Origin of the sequence: Pantoea sp. JZ29, from assembly GCF_035190385.1 — a bacterium.
Taxonomy (GTDB): Bacteria; Pseudomonadota; Gammaproteobacteria; order Enterobacterales; family Enterobacteriaceae; genus Pantoea; species Pantoea stewartii.
The window spans coordinates 2,067,263-2,082,811 of record NZ_CP045241.1 but is presented as its reverse complement, the minus strand read 5'-3'; the positions used below and the strand labels follow the sequence as shown (position 1 = coordinate 2,082,811).

General features: G+C 55.8%; 12 protein-coding genes. 9 read left to right on the top strand and 3 right to left on the bottom strand.

Going from position 1 to position 15,549, the window contains the following annotated elements; genetic code table 11:
• Positions 1 to 171: 171 nt before the first annotated feature.
• From sapA to GC090_RS09670, 7 genes are all read left to right on the top strand, one after another.
• Positions 172 to 1,800, top strand: a complete 1,629-nt coding sequence (gene sapA / locus GC090_RS09700; protein ID WP_039340216.1) for an ABC transporter substrate-binding protein SapA — start codon at positions 172 to 174, stop codon at positions 1,798 to 1,800.
• Positions 1,801 to 2,766: a putrescine export ABC transporter permease SapB gene (gene sapB / locus GC090_RS09695; RefSeq protein WP_324021463.1), complete on the top strand. Its 966-nt coding sequence runs from the start codon at positions 1,801 to 1,803 to the stop codon at positions 2,764 to 2,766.
• Positions 2,753 to 3,643: a putrescine export ABC transporter permease SapC gene (gene sapC, locus GC090_RS09690; protein ID WP_033741800.1), complete on the top strand. Its 891-nt coding sequence runs from the start codon at positions 2,753 to 2,755 to the stop codon at positions 3,641 to 3,643. The genes sapB and sapC overlap by 14 nt, the downstream gene beginning before the upstream one ends.
• Positions 3,643 to 4,638, top strand: a complete 996-nt coding sequence (sapD, locus tag GC090_RS09685; RefSeq protein WP_006119309.1) for a putrescine export ABC transporter ATP-binding protein SapD — start codon at positions 3,643 to 3,645, stop codon at positions 4,636 to 4,638. Before sapC ends, sapD begins: the two co-directional genes overlap by 1 nt.
• 1 nt (position 4,639) lies before the next feature.
• A complete protein-coding gene (gene sapF / locus GC090_RS09680; protein WP_039340210.1) occupies positions 4,640 to 5,443 on the top strand; it encodes a putrescine export ABC transporter ATP-binding protein SapF in 804 nt (267 codons plus the stop codon).
• Between the two features lie 141 nt (positions 5,444 to 5,584).
• A complete protein-coding gene (gene fabI, locus GC090_RS09675) occupies positions 5,585 to 6,373 on the top strand; it encodes an enoyl-ACP reductase FabI (protein WP_006119311.1) in 789 nt (262 codons plus the stop codon).
• Positions 6,374 to 6,571: 198 nt separating this feature from the next.
• On the top strand, positions 6,572 to 7,681 hold the full coding sequence (locus tag GC090_RS09670; RefSeq protein WP_324021559.1) for a carboxymuconolactone decarboxylase family protein: 1,110 nt from the start codon (positions 6,572 to 6,574) through the stop codon (positions 7,679 to 7,681).
• Here GC090_RS09670 and GC090_RS09665 read toward each other — a convergent pair.
• The 3 genes from GC090_RS09665 to GC090_RS09655 form a co-directional block, all read right to left on the bottom strand.
• Positions 7,678 to 8,574 carry a LysR family transcriptional regulator gene (locus GC090_RS09665; RefSeq protein WP_324021557.1) on the bottom strand — a complete coding sequence of 299 codons (897 nt, stop codon included), beginning with the start codon at positions 8,572 to 8,574 and terminating at the stop codon, positions 7,678 to 7,680. The genes GC090_RS09670 and GC090_RS09665 overlap by 4 nt on opposite strands.
• A 253-nt stretch (positions 8,575 to 8,827) precedes the next feature.
• Entirely contained in the window at positions 8,828 to 8,965 is a 138-nt protein-coding gene (locus GC090_RS09660; RefSeq protein WP_162835482.1) for a hypothetical protein, read from the bottom strand.
• Positions 8,966 to 9,193: 228 nt separating this feature from the next.
• Positions 9,194 to 10,780 carry a PTS transporter subunit EIIC gene (locus GC090_RS09655; RefSeq protein WP_324021460.1) on the bottom strand — a complete coding sequence of 529 codons (1,587 nt, stop codon included), beginning with the start codon at positions 10,778 to 10,780 and terminating at the stop codon, positions 9,194 to 9,196.
• A 251-nt stretch (positions 10,781 to 11,031) separates the two neighbouring features.
• Here GC090_RS09655 and GC090_RS09650 point away from each other — a divergent pair, with 251 nt between their 5' ends.
• Both GC090_RS09650 and GC090_RS09645 read left to right on the top strand, forming a co-directional pair.
• Positions 11,032 to 13,335 (top strand): FdhF/YdeP family oxidoreductase, encoded by a 2,304-nt coding sequence (locus tag GC090_RS09650; protein WP_039341548.1) that lies wholly within the window; start codon positions 11,032 to 11,034, stop codon positions 13,333 to 13,335.
• A gap of 111 nt (positions 13,336 to 13,446) precedes the next feature.
• Positions 13,447 to 15,378, top strand: a complete 1,932-nt coding sequence (locus GC090_RS09645) for an exoribonuclease II (protein ID WP_324021458.1) — start codon at positions 13,447 to 13,449, stop codon at positions 15,376 to 15,378.
• Positions 15,379 to 15,549: the final 171 nt, after the last annotated feature.

The window sequence follows — 15,549 nt, the reverse complement described above, 5'->3', positions numbered from 1 at the left end:
GCATATGTAAAGTGTTATTGAGAATTTTTCTCATCTCCACACCAACGCTGCGCCTTTTTGCCCGGGTCGTTTACACCTGCTGTACGAATCGTCGGCAATCGATGACGCAGAGTTGGGACCACGCGCGCTTTGCGATACACTTTGCCCAATGCCCGAGAATCGTTGAGTTCTATGTTAAAACTAATGCCTTCGCTGTTGCTGAGTCTCAGCGTGTTGAGCGCACCTGTGTGGTCCGCGCCCGCACCTGCCACGGATATTCGTCAAAGCGGCTTTGTCTATTGCGTCAACGGGACGCTAAATACGTTTAACCCGCAGATGGCCAGTAGTGGTTTAACGGTGGACACACTGGCGGCGCAGCTCTATGACCGCCTGCTTGATGTCGATCCTTATACCTATCGTTTACAGGCTGACCTGGCCGACAGCTGGGAGGTGCGTGATAACGGCGCGACCTATCGCTTTCACTTGCGTCACGGTGTGCAGTTTCAGCACACCTCAAACTTTACGCCTACCCGCACGATGAATGCCGACGATGTGGTCTTTAGCTTTGCGCGCATGTTTGACCGTAAACATCCCTGGCATGACGTTAATGGCGGCTATTATCCCTATTTCGACAGCCTGCAGTTCGCTGACGCCGTGCAGAGCGTGAAAAAGATCGATAACTATACGGTCGAAATTCGCCTGAACAGCCCTGATGCGTCGTTTCTCTGGCACATGGCAACCCACTATGCGCCCATCCTCTCGAAGGAATACGCAGACAGCCTGGACAAAACAGGTCATCAGGAAACGCTGGATCGGCTACCTGTGGGCACCGGCCCGTTTCAGCTGAGTGAATACCGCAGTGGGCAATATATTCGCCTGGCCCGCAATCCCTACTACTGGAAAGGCGTACCGCGCCTGCAACAGGTGGTGATTGATCTTGGCGCGGGCGGCACCGGCCGGTTATCGAAACTGCTGACCGGTGAGTGCGATGTGCTGGCCTATCCTGCCGCCAGCCAGATTTCCATTCTGCGCGACGATCCCCGGCTACGTATGACGTTGCGGCCCGGTATGAACATCGCCTATCTGGCCTTCAACACGCGAAAACCCCCGCTCGACAGACCGGAAGTGCGGCACGCGCTGGCGCTGGCCATTAATAATGAACGCCTGATGGAGTCGATTTATTACGGCACGGCAGAAACTGCGGCCTCGATTTTGCCGCGTGCCTCCTGGGCTTACGATACGGATGCCAGCATCACCGCCTACGATCCGAAAAAGGCCAGGGCTGCGCTGGAAGCGGCGGGCGTGACCGATCTTCACCTGCGTCTGGTGGTGCCTGCCGCCTCGCAGTCCTGGAACCCCGCGCCGTTGAAAACGGCAGAACTGATTCAGGCCGATCTGGCACAAATTGGCGTTAACGTCACTATCGTGCCGGTTGAAGGCCGTTTTCAGGAAGCACAGTTGATGGCGATGAACCACGACCTGACCCTGGCAGGCTGGGCAACCGACAGTAACGATCCTGACAGTTTCTTTCGTCCCCTGCTGAGCTGCGCGGCGATTGCCTCACAGACCAACTATGCGCACTGGTGCTCGCCTGCGTTTGACAGCACGCTGAAAAATGCTCTGCTGTCGCAACAGCTGTCCGGACGCATTGAGAGCTATGATAAAGCCCAGCAAATTTTAGCTCAGGAACTGCCCGTCCTGCCGCTGGCTTCATCCTTGCGCCTGCAAGCCTACCGGCATGATATTAAAGGCCTGGTACTGAGTCCGTTTGGTAACGCTTCCTTTGCTGGCGTTTATCGTGATGAGCGGGAGGATCGATAAGTGATCATTTATATTTTGCGTCGGCTGGTGTTACTGGTGATTACGCTGTTTTTTCTCTCGCTGGTGAGTTTCAGCATGAGCTACTTCACACCGAATGCCCCGCTCGAAGGCGCCTCACTGTTCGATGCCTGGTGGTTTTGGTTTAAAGGCATGCTGCAACTGGATTTTGGCGTATCCAGCACCAATGGTCAGGAAATTGGCCTGCAACTGCGCGAGGTCTTTCCGGCCACCATGGAGCTGTGCCTGATGGCCTTTACGCTTGCCTTAATCGTCGGCATTCCGCTGGGGATTTGTGCGGGTGCCCTGCGTCATAAATGGCAGGACAAAGTTATCAGCGCATTTGCCTTGCTGGGTTTTTCGATCCCCGTCTTCTGGCTTGCCCTGCTGTTTACCCTGTTTTTCTCGTTAACGCTGGGCTGGCTGCCGGTTTCCGGTCGCTATGATCTGCTCTATCCGGTCCAGAACATAACCGGTTTTGCTTTAATCGATGCCTGGCTCAGCCCTTCACCGTGGCGGCATGAAATGATGATCAGCGTGCTGATGCACCTGATTTTACCGGTGACCGTGCTGGCGATGGCCCCGACCACTGAGATTGTGCGTTTACTGCGCATCAGCACCAGCGATGTCGTCGATAAAAACTATGTTAAAGCTGCGGCGACCCGCGGGCTCTCGCGCTTTACCGTTATTCGCCGCCATGTGCTGCATAACGCCCTTCCGCCTGTCATTCCGCGCCTGGGTTTACAGTTCTCCAGCATGTTAACGCTGGCGATGATTACGGAGATGGTTTTTAACTGGCCTGGTCTGGGGCGCTGGCTGATTAACGCCATCCGTCAGCAGGACTATGCGGCCATCTCAGCAGGCGTAATGGTGACCGGTGGACTGGTGATTGTGGTGAATGTGCTCGCTGACATCGTTGGCGCGGCGCTGAATCCGCTGAAACATAAGGAATGGTATGCCGTCCGATAACATCTACGCCGAAAAACGCCTGCCCAGTGCGTTTCGCCAGAGCTGGCACCATTTTTATGGCGATATGCCGGCGATGATTGGCCTGTACGGCTTTGGCACACTGCTGCTGCTGTGTCTGTTCGGCCATTTTCTGGCCCCTTACAACATCGACCAGCAATTTCTGGGTTATCAACTGCTACCGCCCTCCTGGTCGCGCTACGGTGAGGTTTCCTTTTTTCTCGGGACGGACGATCTGGGGCGTGATTTACTGAGCCGCCTGCTGAACGGCGTGGCCCCCACGGTTGGATCGGCCATTCTCGTCACGCTGTTTGCCACCTTCTGGGCGCTGGTGCTGGGGATTGTGGCGGGCATGACGCACGGTGTGCGTTCTGCGGTGCTGAATCATGTCCTGGATACGCTGCTGTCCATTCCCTCACTCTTGCTGGCCATTATCGTAGTGGCGTTTCTGGGGCCGCGCCTGGAGCACGCATTACTGGCCGTGTGGCTGGCGCTGATGCCGCGCCTGGTGCGCGAAATCTACAGCGCCGTTCATGACGAACTGGAAAAAGAGTATGTGATTGCGGCTCGCCTGGATGGCGCCACCAGCATCAATATTTTGTGGCACGCCATTTTGCCTAACGTTTTGCCTATGCTGATCAGTGAAATTACGCGCGCGCTGTCGATGGCTATTCTTGATATCGCCGCACTGGGTTTTCTTGACCTCGGCGCGCAGTTGCCCTCGCCTGAGTGGGGCGCGATGCTGGGTGATTCGCTGGAGCTGGTGTATGTTGCGCCCTGGACTGTCATGCTTCCCGGTGCCGCGCTGATGGTCAGCGTGTTAATGGTTAATCTGCTCGGTGACGGCATTCGTCGGGCCGTCGAGGCAGGAGTGGAATAATGCCGTTACTGGATATTCGTAATCTGACGATTGAATTTATGACCGCTGACGGGCCGGTCAAAGCGGTAGACCGCATCAATTTATCACTGACTGAGGGCGAAATTCGCGGTCTGGTGGGTGAGTCGGGCTCGGGCAAAAGTCTGGTTGCCAAGGCGATTTGTGGCGTGACCAACGACAACTGGCGCGTCACCGCAGACCGTATGGTCTTTGATGACGTGGATTTGCTGCGTTTGTCACCGCGTGAGCGTCGCCGCATCGTAGGTCACAATGTGTCGATGATTTTCCAGGAACCGCAGTCCTGTCTTGATCCCTCGGAAAGTGTCGGCCGTCAGTTGATGCAGGCGATTCCGCGCTGGACGTACAAAGGACCGTGGATGAAGCGCTTTTGGTTCTGGCGAAAAAACCGCGCCATCGAGCTGCTGCACCGCGTCGGTATTAAAGATCACAAAGACATCATGCGCAGCTTTCCCTACGAACTCACCGAGGGCGAGTGTCAGAAAGTGATGATTGCCATCGCACTGGCGAATCAGCCGCGCCTGCTGATTGCCGACGAGCCGACCAACGCTATGGAGCCGACGACGCAGGCGCAGATCTTTCGCCTGTTGAGCCGTCTGAATCAGAACAACAACACCACGATTCTGCTAATCAGCCATGACCTGCGTACCCTGAGTCACTGGGCTGACAGGATCAACGTTATGTACTGCGGACAAACCGTGGAAACGGCGCAGAGTGAAGACCTGATGACCACGCCGCACCATCCGTATACCCAGGCGCTGATTCGTGCGATGCCAGACTTCGGCCGCCCGCTTCCTCACAAGAGCCGCCTGAATACCTTATCCGGCGCGATTCCATCGCTCGAAAGCCTGCCCATTGGCTGCCGTCTTGGACCGCGCTGCCCGTATGCACAGCGTAAATGTGTGGAAACGCCACGGCTGACGGGCTCCCGTTCGCATCTCTATGCCTGCCATTTTCCGCTCAACGTGGAGGGCCAATAGCATGGAAACGCTACTGGAAGTGCGCAATCTGAGCAAAACGTTTCGTTATCGCACCGGTCTGTTTCGCCGTCAGCATGTCGAGGCGGTGAAGTCCGTGAGCTTCACGCTGCGGGAGAAGCAGACGCTGGCGATCATCGGCGAAAATGGCTCCGGCAAATCAACGCTGGCAAAAATGCTCAGCGGCACCGTTGCCCCAACGGAGGGGGAAATCATTATTGACGATCATGCGCTGAGCTTTGGGGATTATGGCTACCGTAGCCAGCGCATCCGTATGATTTTCCAGGATCCTTCTACGTCGCTTAATCCCCGGCAGCGCGTCAGTCAGATTCTGGAGCTGCCGCTGCGCCTGAATACCGATCTTGACGCCGAGGCGCGCGAGAAACGCATCATTGGCACGCTGCGTCAGGTGGGATTACTGCGCGACCATGCCGGTTATTATCCGCATATGCTGGCACCAGGCCAAAAACAGCGTCTGGGCCTGGCGCGGGCATTAATTCTGCAACCCAAAGTGATTATTGCTGATGAAGCGCTAGCCTCACTGGATATGACCATGCGCTCACAGTTGGTCAACCTGATGCTGGAGCTGCAGGAAAAACACGGCATCGCCTACATCTACGTGACGCAACATTTAGGGATGATGAAGCATATCAGCGACAAAGTGTTGGTCATGCATCAGGGCGAAGTCGTGGAACGCGGCGGGACGGCCGACGTGCTGGCTTCTCCGCTGCATGATCTGACCAAACGTCTGATCAACAGCCATTTCGGCGAAGCGTTAACGGCCGAAGCGTGGCGACGCGAGCGTTGATTTTTCGGGGTTTTGTGGAAAACTGTGCGCAGTTTTCCTGATTTAAGGCAGACGTGCTAGAATCCGCACGTCGATTAACGTCGGTCGTCTATTATTTAAACAACGCGACCGCCAACTACCATGACCATAAGGATTACAGCTATGGGTTTTCTTTCCGGTAAGCGCATTCTGATTACTGGTGTTGCCAGTAAACTTTCCATCGCCTACGGTATTGCACAGGCGATGCACAAACAGGGCGCAGAACTGGCTTTCACCTACCAAAACGACAAACTGAAAGGTCGTGTGGAAGAGTTCGCCAAAGATTTGGGTTCTGACATCGTACTGCCATGTGATGTTGCAGAAGATGAAAGCATCCAGTCCCTGTTCGCTGAGCTGGCAAAAACCTGGCCGAAATTTGACGGTTTCGTTCACTCAATTGGTTTTGCCCCAGGCGACCAGCTGGATGGCGATTACGTGAATGCCGTAACCCGCGAAGGTTTCAAAATTGCGCACGACATCAGTGCCTACAGCTTTGTTGCCATGGCAAAAGAGTGCCGTGCGATGCTGAACCCTAACTCAGCGCTGCTGACGCTGTCATACCTGGGTGCAGAGCGCGCTATCCCTAACTACAACGTAATGGGCCTGGCAAAAGCGTCTCTGGAAGCAAACGTACGTTACATGGCCAATGCCATGGGACCAGAAGGCGTGCGTGTGAACGCCGTTTCTGCCGGTCCAATCCGTACACTGGCGGCTTCAGGCATCAAAGATTTCCGTAAGATGCTGGCTCACTGTGAAGCGGTAACCCCGATTCGCCGTACCGTGACCATCGAAGACGTGGGTAACTCTGCGGCCTTCCTGTGTTCCGATCTGGCGGGTGGTATCACCGGCGAGATCGTTCACGTCGACGGCGGTTTCAGCATCGCCGCGATGAACGAACTGGAACTGAAATAAGTTTCCTCATGGGCGAGCGCTGCTCGCCCTGTCCTTCCCCGCCTGCGCCCTCGTTATTCCTTATTGCTATTAATTATCACCGATCGGTCTTTTGCCGTGCCCTGCCCGTGGGCGAGGATAAGTCAGCCCTGCGGCCTGCGACCGGTTCACTGACTCTGTCCCGCATGTGCCGCATCAGATTTTGCAAAAGGACTGATGATGCAACAACGCCGCTATACTGGCCAGGATCACTGGTTTTACGAGAGCCAGACCTGTACGCGTACCGTTCCGGCTGCCCCGCTTTTTCCTGAAGCAGCGCATATCGACGATCGGTTCTTGTTGGGGTTAGCGCAGGAAACCTCTTCTGTTCAGCCGTTGTTGCAGGCCGGACAACCCGCCATTCAGATTGCTCATGAGATTGTTGACCTGCTGTTTCCCGACCAGGTTGACGTTACGCTGACCCATACGCTGACGCTTTACGATCGGTTAAGCAGCGCGCTGACCGTGGCGCAGGTTACGGGCATTCAGCGGCTCTGCAATCACTACTCTGCAAGACTCAATCCTCTGCCTGGCCCTGACTCGTCGCGCGAGAGCAATAACCGCCTGACACAAATTACCCAGTACGCCCGACTGCTGGCCATGCAACCCACTCTGATTACTGCCGACAGTGTGCGTGCCCTTCACGCCGCAGGTCTGAGCGAAGCCGATATTGTCACGCTTAATCAGTTAGTCGGCTTTGTCTGTTACCAGGCACGCGTGATCGCCGGTATTCATGCTCTGCTGAACATGCCGGTACGCTGGATCCCCGGCATGTCACCTGCACCGGATGCGCCAGCCACCGATGCCCCCGGCGTCTGGCAGCCGGTCCTGAAACCGCTTGAGCCCCGCTATGCCAGCGAGGCGCAGCATAAGGCCGTGGCGCAATGCCAGACATCGTCTGCGCCAGAGGACGCCCTCTGGTTGCTGGCGCACGCACCGGCGTTATTAGAGCATTGGTACAGGTTGAATCATCAGGAGGAGAAGGTCTTCACCGCCCGGGTTGAGGCTACAGCGGCCAGCCTGCTGGGAAATCGCTGGCGTCCACCGTCGTTAACGCCCTGTAGCGGCCAGTCTGGCACTGTTGATAATGCTAACCTGACCGACGCTGACCGGGCGGTCAGCGCGTTAACCGCCCTGCTGACCCGCCAGCCAGAACGTTTTTGCGCCGCCGATCTCCAGCCATTGCAAGAATCCGGCTGGTCCGTTGCCGATCAGTTCGCGCTTATCCAGGCCATCGCGCGGGCAAACTGGAACAGCCGTTTATTTTATGCCTGTGGTGAGGCGCGCTAAAGATCCAGATGACTGCGCGCTTCGTCATAGAAGTGCTGTGCCAGCGGCGTTGCCCGACCCGGTTCAGCGACCACCAGGGCCGCCTGGCGCGCCATCTTTGGCATTATGACAGGTCGCTGTTCCAGTCCGTGTAAAGACGCGGGCATCAGATGACCGCGTGGCGAAACCAGTACGCCCAACCCGACCTGCGTACACTGCAGCAGTTGCATAATGGAGGCGCTTTCTACCACCACGCGCGGCATCAGCGACATCTCCCGCAGCGCCATATCCAGATAGCGACGAAAATAGCGCGTGGGTTCAGCCAGACACAGCGGCTGACGGGCCAGCGTTGGCAGATCCAGGCTTTCAACCTCGCCTAAGTGCTGAAAATGTCCGGGATGAAACACCGCTTCAACGCCACGGTCCGCCAGCAACGCGGCCTGAAAATGCAGTTCACGCAGCGTCGCCATTTCAAAAAAACCAATCCCGACATCGACCGTATGACTGTTCAGCGCCTCCAGCAGCTGGTCGGCGCTCAGGACGGCAATACGGTAATCGAGTTGTGGATAGCGCACCTGAACCGCTTTGAGCAGCTGGGCCAGCGACACGCTGCACTGCGGTACCACACCCAGCCGCAATGTGCCGTTAACGCCGTGTTTCAGTGACTCGACTTCCAGCTTCAGCCCCTGATAAACGGAGACGATTTCCCGCGCCCAGGCCAGCACCCGATCCCCTTCTGGCGTGAATCCGGCAAAGTTATTGCTGCGGTTGATCAGGGATAACCCCAGTTCGCGTTCCAGATTTTTTAACCGCATTGATAAGGTAGGCTGGCTGACAAAACTCGCCTCAGCGGCACGGCCAAAATGGCGTTCGCGTTCGAGGTTACAGAGGTAGATGAGTTGCTTAATGTCGATTTTTTGTGCCCGCCATAACGTCGCTCAGTTGAACGTCTATTATGTGCCGAGGGTGCAACAGAATGCCAGTCAGTGTGCGTTCAGGACTCTGGCACAGGCAGAGTGCAGTAATACAGCCCGAGTGTCCGGCTGACAGGAGATACTTTTGGGGGCGAGACGAAAGGCGTAATGGGCGCGCAACAGGCCGGACTCTTTCAGGTCAGGCTGGCAGAATTATTATTTTTTATGGTGTTTTCCCTGGTGTTGCCCGTTGTTACTTCGTTGGATAAGGCCAGGCGTGATCAATGCCCGTTGACGACAGTACGCCCGTCGCCAGTAAATAGATCACGACAAGTGTGAAAACAACAATTGCCGATATTTCAACGACTTTAACTAACCTGTTTTTCGCCATAAATAACCCCCTGTTAATTGCGTGTATTGCACTTTCCACCTCTTACCATAGAGTGTTACCGGTAAAATTCAAGCACAGATCACAAAATGAAACATAAAGCATTGCTTATATTTTTTGTATTAATCGTGAACGTGAGGGGAACGGATAAAAACGGAGCTTAGAACGGAACGGAATGCCGTAATATGTCAGACAGGGAGGGCGCACCTGCTGCGCCCAGTGAGGCCGCCGTCAGCCGACGCCAAGCGTCGACTTCACTTCCTGCGCAATCTTTTCGACCTGAGGACCGTAAATCACCTGAACATCCTGCTCACTGACGCGATTCACCCCATTCGCGCCCGTACTCATCAGGGTGTGATCCACCACCTCTTTCATATCTTTTACCCGCACCCGTAAGCGCGTGAAGCAGCAATCGATGTCCTCTATATTGGCAGCCCCACCCAATCCACTGATAATGACCTGAGTGCGTTCACTGCCATCAACGACCTGCGGTTTTTCCTCCTCGGTTTCCCGTCCCGGTGTTTCAACATTCATGCGGGTAATGACAAAACGGAACCCGTAGTAATAGATCGGTGCGTAGATCACGCCAAGCACCAGCGTCCACCACCAGTGGGTTTTACTGCCACCCAGCACACCGAAGACCACCAGGTCGATAATGCCGCCCTGCACGTTGCCAATCATCAGATGCAGCATTGACATCAACATAAATGAAAGGCCGGTCAAAAACGCATGCAACACATAGAGCACGGGCGACACAAAAATAAAGCAGAACTCCAAGGGTTCGGTGATCCCGGTGGTAAAGGAGGTCAGCGCGCCGGCCAGCACCAGCGCTTTCACGCGTTGTTTATGCTCCGGACGTGCGGTGTGATAGATCGCCAGTGCTGCAGCAGGCAGCCCGAACATCATCACCGGTATTTTTCCCTGCGCCAGGAACTGGGTAGCCGTTCGCAGCGTGGCATCCGGGATGAGGCCAGGATGTGTCAGCGAGGCATTGAAAATATTCAATGCGCCGACAAGGGTCTGTCCGTCCACAACCGCCATACCGCCAATCGGCGTAAAGCGGACCGTTTCATTGAGAATATGGTGCAGCCCGGTGGGAATCAGCAGGCGTTCAGCCGCCCCCAGCAGAAATGCACCGTACTGACCACTGTGGCCAATCATCTGCCCCACCCAGGCGATGCCCTCTCCAAGAGTTGGCCAGATCAGCGCCAGCAATACACCTACCAGCGGCAGAACCACGACGGTGACAATGGGCACAAAACGTCGGCCGCCAAAGAAGCTGATCGCTGTAGGAAGTTGCTGCGTATAAAAACGATTGTGCAACATTACGGTGAGCAGGCCGGCCACCACCCCGCCCAGCACGCTCATGTTGTAGGTAAAAATCCCCAGCATCTGGATATATTCCGCCGAGGTCATCATGGCGGTCGTTTGATCCAGTCCCGCCTGTTGCAGCGCCTGAGGCGTCGTGGTGGCCGCCGTTATGCCTTTTGCGGCCAGCGTCGCATTAATCCCCACGTTCATGGCGATATAGCCAATCACCGCCGCAAAGGCGGCGGTCGGTTTCTCGGCTTTTGCCAGACCAATCGCACTGGCGACGGCAAAGAACAGGGGCAGATTGGCAAACAGCGCTCCTGCGACTTTGCGAATAAAACCGATAATGAGCTGGGCCACCTGCATTTGCGCAAAGGCTTCCCCCGTCACTGCGGGGTTCTGCATGGCCGCGGCCAGCCCCAGAAAAATACCGGCTGCCGCGATCACCGAAATAGGCATCATCAACGCCTTGCCAAATGCATGAATCTGGCTGGTCATGTGTTTCATGGTTTCGCGCCTTTTTGTGTCATAAACAGCAAGTATTAGCGCGATGTGCCGATAACACCTGATACGGAGAAGTTATGAAAGGGTAAAATATGAACAGCATCACAGTTGTTGTGCCGTCACGATAAACGCGACCTATCGCACCATTAAGTCAATCAATTAGACAAGCTATGTCGTCGAACGCACACTAATCTTCACTATCAGGATATATCCTTGCAACATTCGTCCAACAAAAAAATAAGCCTGCACCTATGATGAAATTTAAGCGCCAAATTAAACCATACCGCGCCGCCGCGGGTGGCTGGGGTTCACTGGAAGCCACGACACGTTTTGTTTTCGACAGTAAAGCTGCCCTGAAAAACCTGCGCAATCTCATGCGCATGAACAAGGCGCGTGGCTTTGACTGCCCGGGCTGTGCCTGGGGCGATGACAATAAAAGTACTTTCAGCTTTTGTGAAAACGGAGCGAAAGCGGTAACCTGGGAAGCGACACGCCGCGTTGTGGATGCCGACTTCTTTGCGAAACACAGCGTGACCACGCTCTATGCTCAAAGCGATTATTTTCTGGAGTATCAGGGCCGCCTGACGCATCCCCTGCGCTACAACCGTGAAACCGATCACTACGAGCCCATCAGTTGGGATGACGCCTATGCGCTTATCGCGCAGCACATCAAAGCGATGGACAATCCAGACCAGATGGAGCTTTACACCTCAGGTCGCGCCAGTAATGAAGCGTCATGGCTTTATCAGCTGTTTGGCCGCATGCTGGGCACCAATAACTTCCCTGACTGCTCGAACATGTGTCACGAAGCCAGCGGTGCGGGACTGAAGCGCAGCATTGGCGTGGGTAAAGGCACGATTCGTCTGGATGATTTTGACCACGCGGATGCGATTTTTGTTTTTGGACAGAACCCGGGCACTAACCATCCACGCATGTTGCACAGCCTGCGTCACGCTGCCGATCACGGTGCAAAAATTGTGACCTTTAATACGCTGCGCGAACGCGGTCTGGAACGGTTCGCCGATCCGCAGAAGCCGCTGGAAATTGTGACCTCGAAAGCCGGTACCATCAGCTCGGCCTATTATCAGCCGCACCTGGGTGGCGATATGGCCGCGGTGCGCGGCATGGTTAAAGCCCTGCTGGAAACGCATCGCGCGCGCATTGCGGCAGGCGAAAGCGGCCTGTTCGATCAGGCGTTCCTGAATGCCAAAACGCACGGCGTTGAAGCCTACTTTGACGCCGTGGATAACACCGACTGGATGCAGATTGTGGCGCAGTCCGGCCTGACTGAAGCGCAGATCCGTGAAGCGGCAGCGATTTACCAGAGCGCCGATCGGGTCATCTGTACCTGGGCGATGGGTATCACTCAGCACAAACACTCCGTCGATACCGTGCGCGAAATTACTAACCTGCAGTTGCTGTTTGGCCAGTTAGGTAAAAAAGGTGCGGGTCTGTGCCCTGTTCGTGGTCACAGTAATGTGCAGGGTAACCGCACCATGGGCATTGATGAGAAACCGGCAAAACCGTTCCTGGATGCGCTGGGTCAGCACTTCAATTTTGAGCCACCGCGTGCGGCAGGTCATAACACCGTTGAAGCACTGAATGCCATGCTGCGTGACGAAATCAAAGTGCTTATCGCGCTGGGTGGCAACCTGGCGGCGGCGGCACCGGATTCACCGCGCACCGAAGAAGCGCTGTCACGTTGTGGCCTGACCGTGCATATCAGTACCAAACTGAACCGCAGCCATCTGGTTCCCGGTCATGAGGGCCTGATTCTGCCTACGCTGGGCCGCACCGAGCGCGATTTGCAGGCGACGGGCAATCAGTATATTACCGTGGAAGATTCCTTCAGCATGGTGCACGCGTCTGAAGGCGTGGGTATTCCGCTGGCGGATACACAACGTTCAGAAACGTCGATTGTCGCCAGCATTGCGCATGCGGTACTGGGCGATGAAAAGGTGAAGTGGCTGGATCTGGCGGCGGACTACAACCTGATTCGCGATCACATCGCAGCCACGATTCCTGGCTTTGCCGACTTTAACAGCAAATGCGATCAGCCTGGTGGGTTCTATCTGGGTAATGCCGCCGCCGAACTGCGCTTCAACACGCCGACCGGTAAGGCCGAGTTCAGCCCTGCCGCGCTGCCTGACTCGCTGTTTCCGCAGTTGGATCAGGAGGTGCCCTTCACGCTGCAAACCCTGCGTTCGCACGATCAGTACAACACGACGATTTACGGCCTTGATGACCGCTATCGCGGCGTTTACGGTCAGCGTGAAGTCGTCTTTATCAACCCGGACGATATGGCGGCATTAGGCTTCAGCGAAGGCCAGAATGTTGACATTGAAACCCTGTGGAATGATGGCGTAACACGTCGCGTGAGCGGCTTTAAGCTGGTGCCTTACAACATCCCGCGTGGCAACCTGGCGGCCTATTATCCAGAAACCAACCCGCTGGTTCCGCTGAACAGCTACGGTGATATTAGCGGTACGCCAACCTCGAAATCGGTGCCGGTTAAGCTGGAATTGTCGCAGGCAACGGTCACCCAACGCATTGCCTGATTCAGGCTTTGCTCCAGGCAAAAAGCCGGTTCGTCCGGCTTTTTGCCTTGCCGCGGGACCGCGATTCGCGTAAAACTGTCAGCCGCTATTAGGCCACGAAACGTAAAAATCATGTTCCAGGATAATCCGCTGCTTGCGCAGCTTAAAGAGAAGCTCCATTCACAAACGCCGCGTGCAGAAGGCGTTGTAAAAGGCACCGAAAAGGGATTCGGCTTTCTGGAAGTCGATGCACAAAAAAGTTATTTCATCCCGCCCCCGCAGATGAAGAAAGTGATGCACGGCGACCGTATTATTGCCGTCATCCACACCGATAAAGATCGTGAAAGCGCAGAACCAGAAACGCTGGTCGAGCCTTTCCTGAGCCGTTTTGTAGGCCGTGTGCAGAAAAAAGACGATCGTCTTTCTATCGTGCCCGATCATCCCCTGCTGAAAGAGGCCATTCAGTGCCGTCCGGTACGTGGGCTGACCCACGATTTCCAACAGGGCGACTGGGCCGTCGCGGAAATGCGACGTCATCCGTTAAAGGGTGACCGCGGCTTTTATGCCGAACTGACCGAATTTATTGTCAGCGCAGACGACCACCTTGCGCCGTGGTGGGTGACACTGTCACGTCACAATCTGGAGCGCCAGGCCCCTGAAATGGGTTTTGGCGAGATGCTGGACGAAAACCTGCAGCGTGAAGACCTGACCGCGCTGGATTTCGTGACCATCGACAGCGCCAGCACAGAAGATATGGACGATGCGCTCTACGTTGAGGCGCTGGAAGACAATGCCCTGCGCCTGACAGTCGCCATTGCCGATCCGACCGCTTACGTGGCTGAAGGCAGCGAGCTGGATAAGCTGGCCGCGCAACGTGCGTTCACCAACTACCTGCCGGGCTTTAATATTCCGATGCTGCCGCGCGAGCTTTCCGATGATGTCTGCTCCCTGCGCCCTGATGTGCGTCGCCCGGTACTGGCCTGTCGCGTCACCGTGGCGCAGGACGGCAGCCTGTCTGATGTGCACTTCTTCGCGGCCTGGATCGAATCGAAAGCCAAACTGGTCTACGACGAGGTTTCTGACTGGCTGGAGAACAGCGGCGAGTGGCAGCCGCAGAATGACGCGATTGCGAATCAGATCCGCCTGCTGCATCAATTGTGCCTGTCTCGCGGCGAATGGCGCCAGGCCCACGCGCTGGTGTTTAAAGATCGCCCGGATTACCGCTTCCTGTTGGGCGAGAAAGGCGAAGTGCTGGATATCGTCGCTGAACCGCGTCGCATTGCCAACCGAATCGTTGAAGAAGCCATGATTCTGGCCAACATCTGTGCGGCCGAGGTGCTGCGCGATAAGCTGGGCTTTGGGATCTATAACGTCCATGCAGGCTTCGATACTGCCAACGCCGAGCAGGCCGCCGCCGTGCTGTCGACACATGGGATTACGGCAGATCCTTCAGCGATTACCACGCTGGACGGTTTCCGTGTGCTGCGCCGGGAGCTGGATGCCCAGCCGACCCAGTTCCTGGACAGCCGTATTCGTCGTTTCCAGACGTATGCGGAAATCACCACCGAACCTGGCCCGCACTTCGGTCTGGGCCTGGAAGCCTATGCGACCTGGACCTCACCGATTCGTAAATTTGGCGACATGATCAACCATCGCCTGCTGAAAGCCATCGTGCGTGGTGAGTCGATCGCCCGGCCCGATGACGCTGTCACGGTCACCATGAGCGAGCGCCGCCGTCTTAACCGCATGGCCGAGCGTGACGTGGGCGACTGGCTTTATGCCCGTTACCTGTCACCTTTTGCGGCGACAGATCGTAAATTCAGCGCGGAAATTATCGATATTTCCCGTGGTGGCATGCGCGTGCGTTTGCTGGAGAATGGCGCAGTGGCGTTTATCCCTGCTCCGTTCCTGCACTCCGTTCGTGACGAACTGGTATGCAGCCAGGAAAGCGGCACAGTGCAGATCAAAGGTGAAGTGGTTTACCGCGTGACCGATGTGATCGACGTGACCATCGCCGAAGTGCGTATGGAAACCCGCAGCGTCGTCGCTCGCCCCGCAGCCTGATTATTATCCAGCGGGACAGGATAGCCTGTCCCGCTCATTCCTGACGTACCGCTTCCGCACACGCTAAATTTGCACTGCGCTTCACAGTTCTCTCCTTATTAACTTTCACTTACATTCCATTACATTAACGTTAGCTCGTTGTATTCGATCGCCTTCCATTCGGTCTCTACA

Bases quoted from the DNA above. Each gene is read 5' to 3' on its own strand.
- sapA (WP_039340216.1), top strand. From the start codon at position 172: ATGTTAAAACTAATGCCTTCGCTGTTGCTGAGTCTCAGCGTGTTGAGC.
- sapC (WP_033741800.1), top strand. From the start codon at position 2,753: ATGCCGTCCGATAACATCTACGCCGAAAAACGCCTGCCCAGTGCGTTT.
- sapD (WP_006119309.1), top strand. From the start codon at position 3,643: ATGCCGTTACTGGATATTCGTAATCTGACGATTGAATTTATGACCGCT.
- sapF (WP_039340210.1), top strand. From the start codon at position 4,640: ATGGAAACGCTACTGGAAGTGCGCAATCTGAGCAAAACGTTTCGTTAT.
- fabI (WP_006119311.1), top strand. From the start codon at position 5,585: ATGGGTTTTCTTTCCGGTAAGCGCATTCTGATTACTGGTGTTGCCAGT.
- GC090_RS09670 (WP_324021559.1), top strand. From the start codon at position 6,572: ATGCAACAACGCCGCTATACTGGCCAGGATCACTGGTTTTACGAGAGC.
- GC090_RS09660 (WP_162835482.1), bottom strand. From the start codon at position 8,965: ATGGCGAAAAACAGGTTAGTTAAAGTCGTTGAAATATCGGCAATTGTT.
- GC090_RS09655 (WP_324021460.1), bottom strand. From the start codon at position 10,780: ATGAAACACATGACCAGCCAGATTCATGCATTTGGCAAGGCGTTGATG.
- GC090_RS09650 (WP_039341548.1), top strand. From the start codon at position 11,032: ATGAAATTTAAGCGCCAAATTAAACCATACCGCGCCGCCGCGGGTGGC.
- GC090_RS09645 (WP_324021458.1), top strand. From the start codon at position 13,447: ATGTTCCAGGATAATCCGCTGCTTGCGCAGCTTAAAGAGAAGCTCCAT.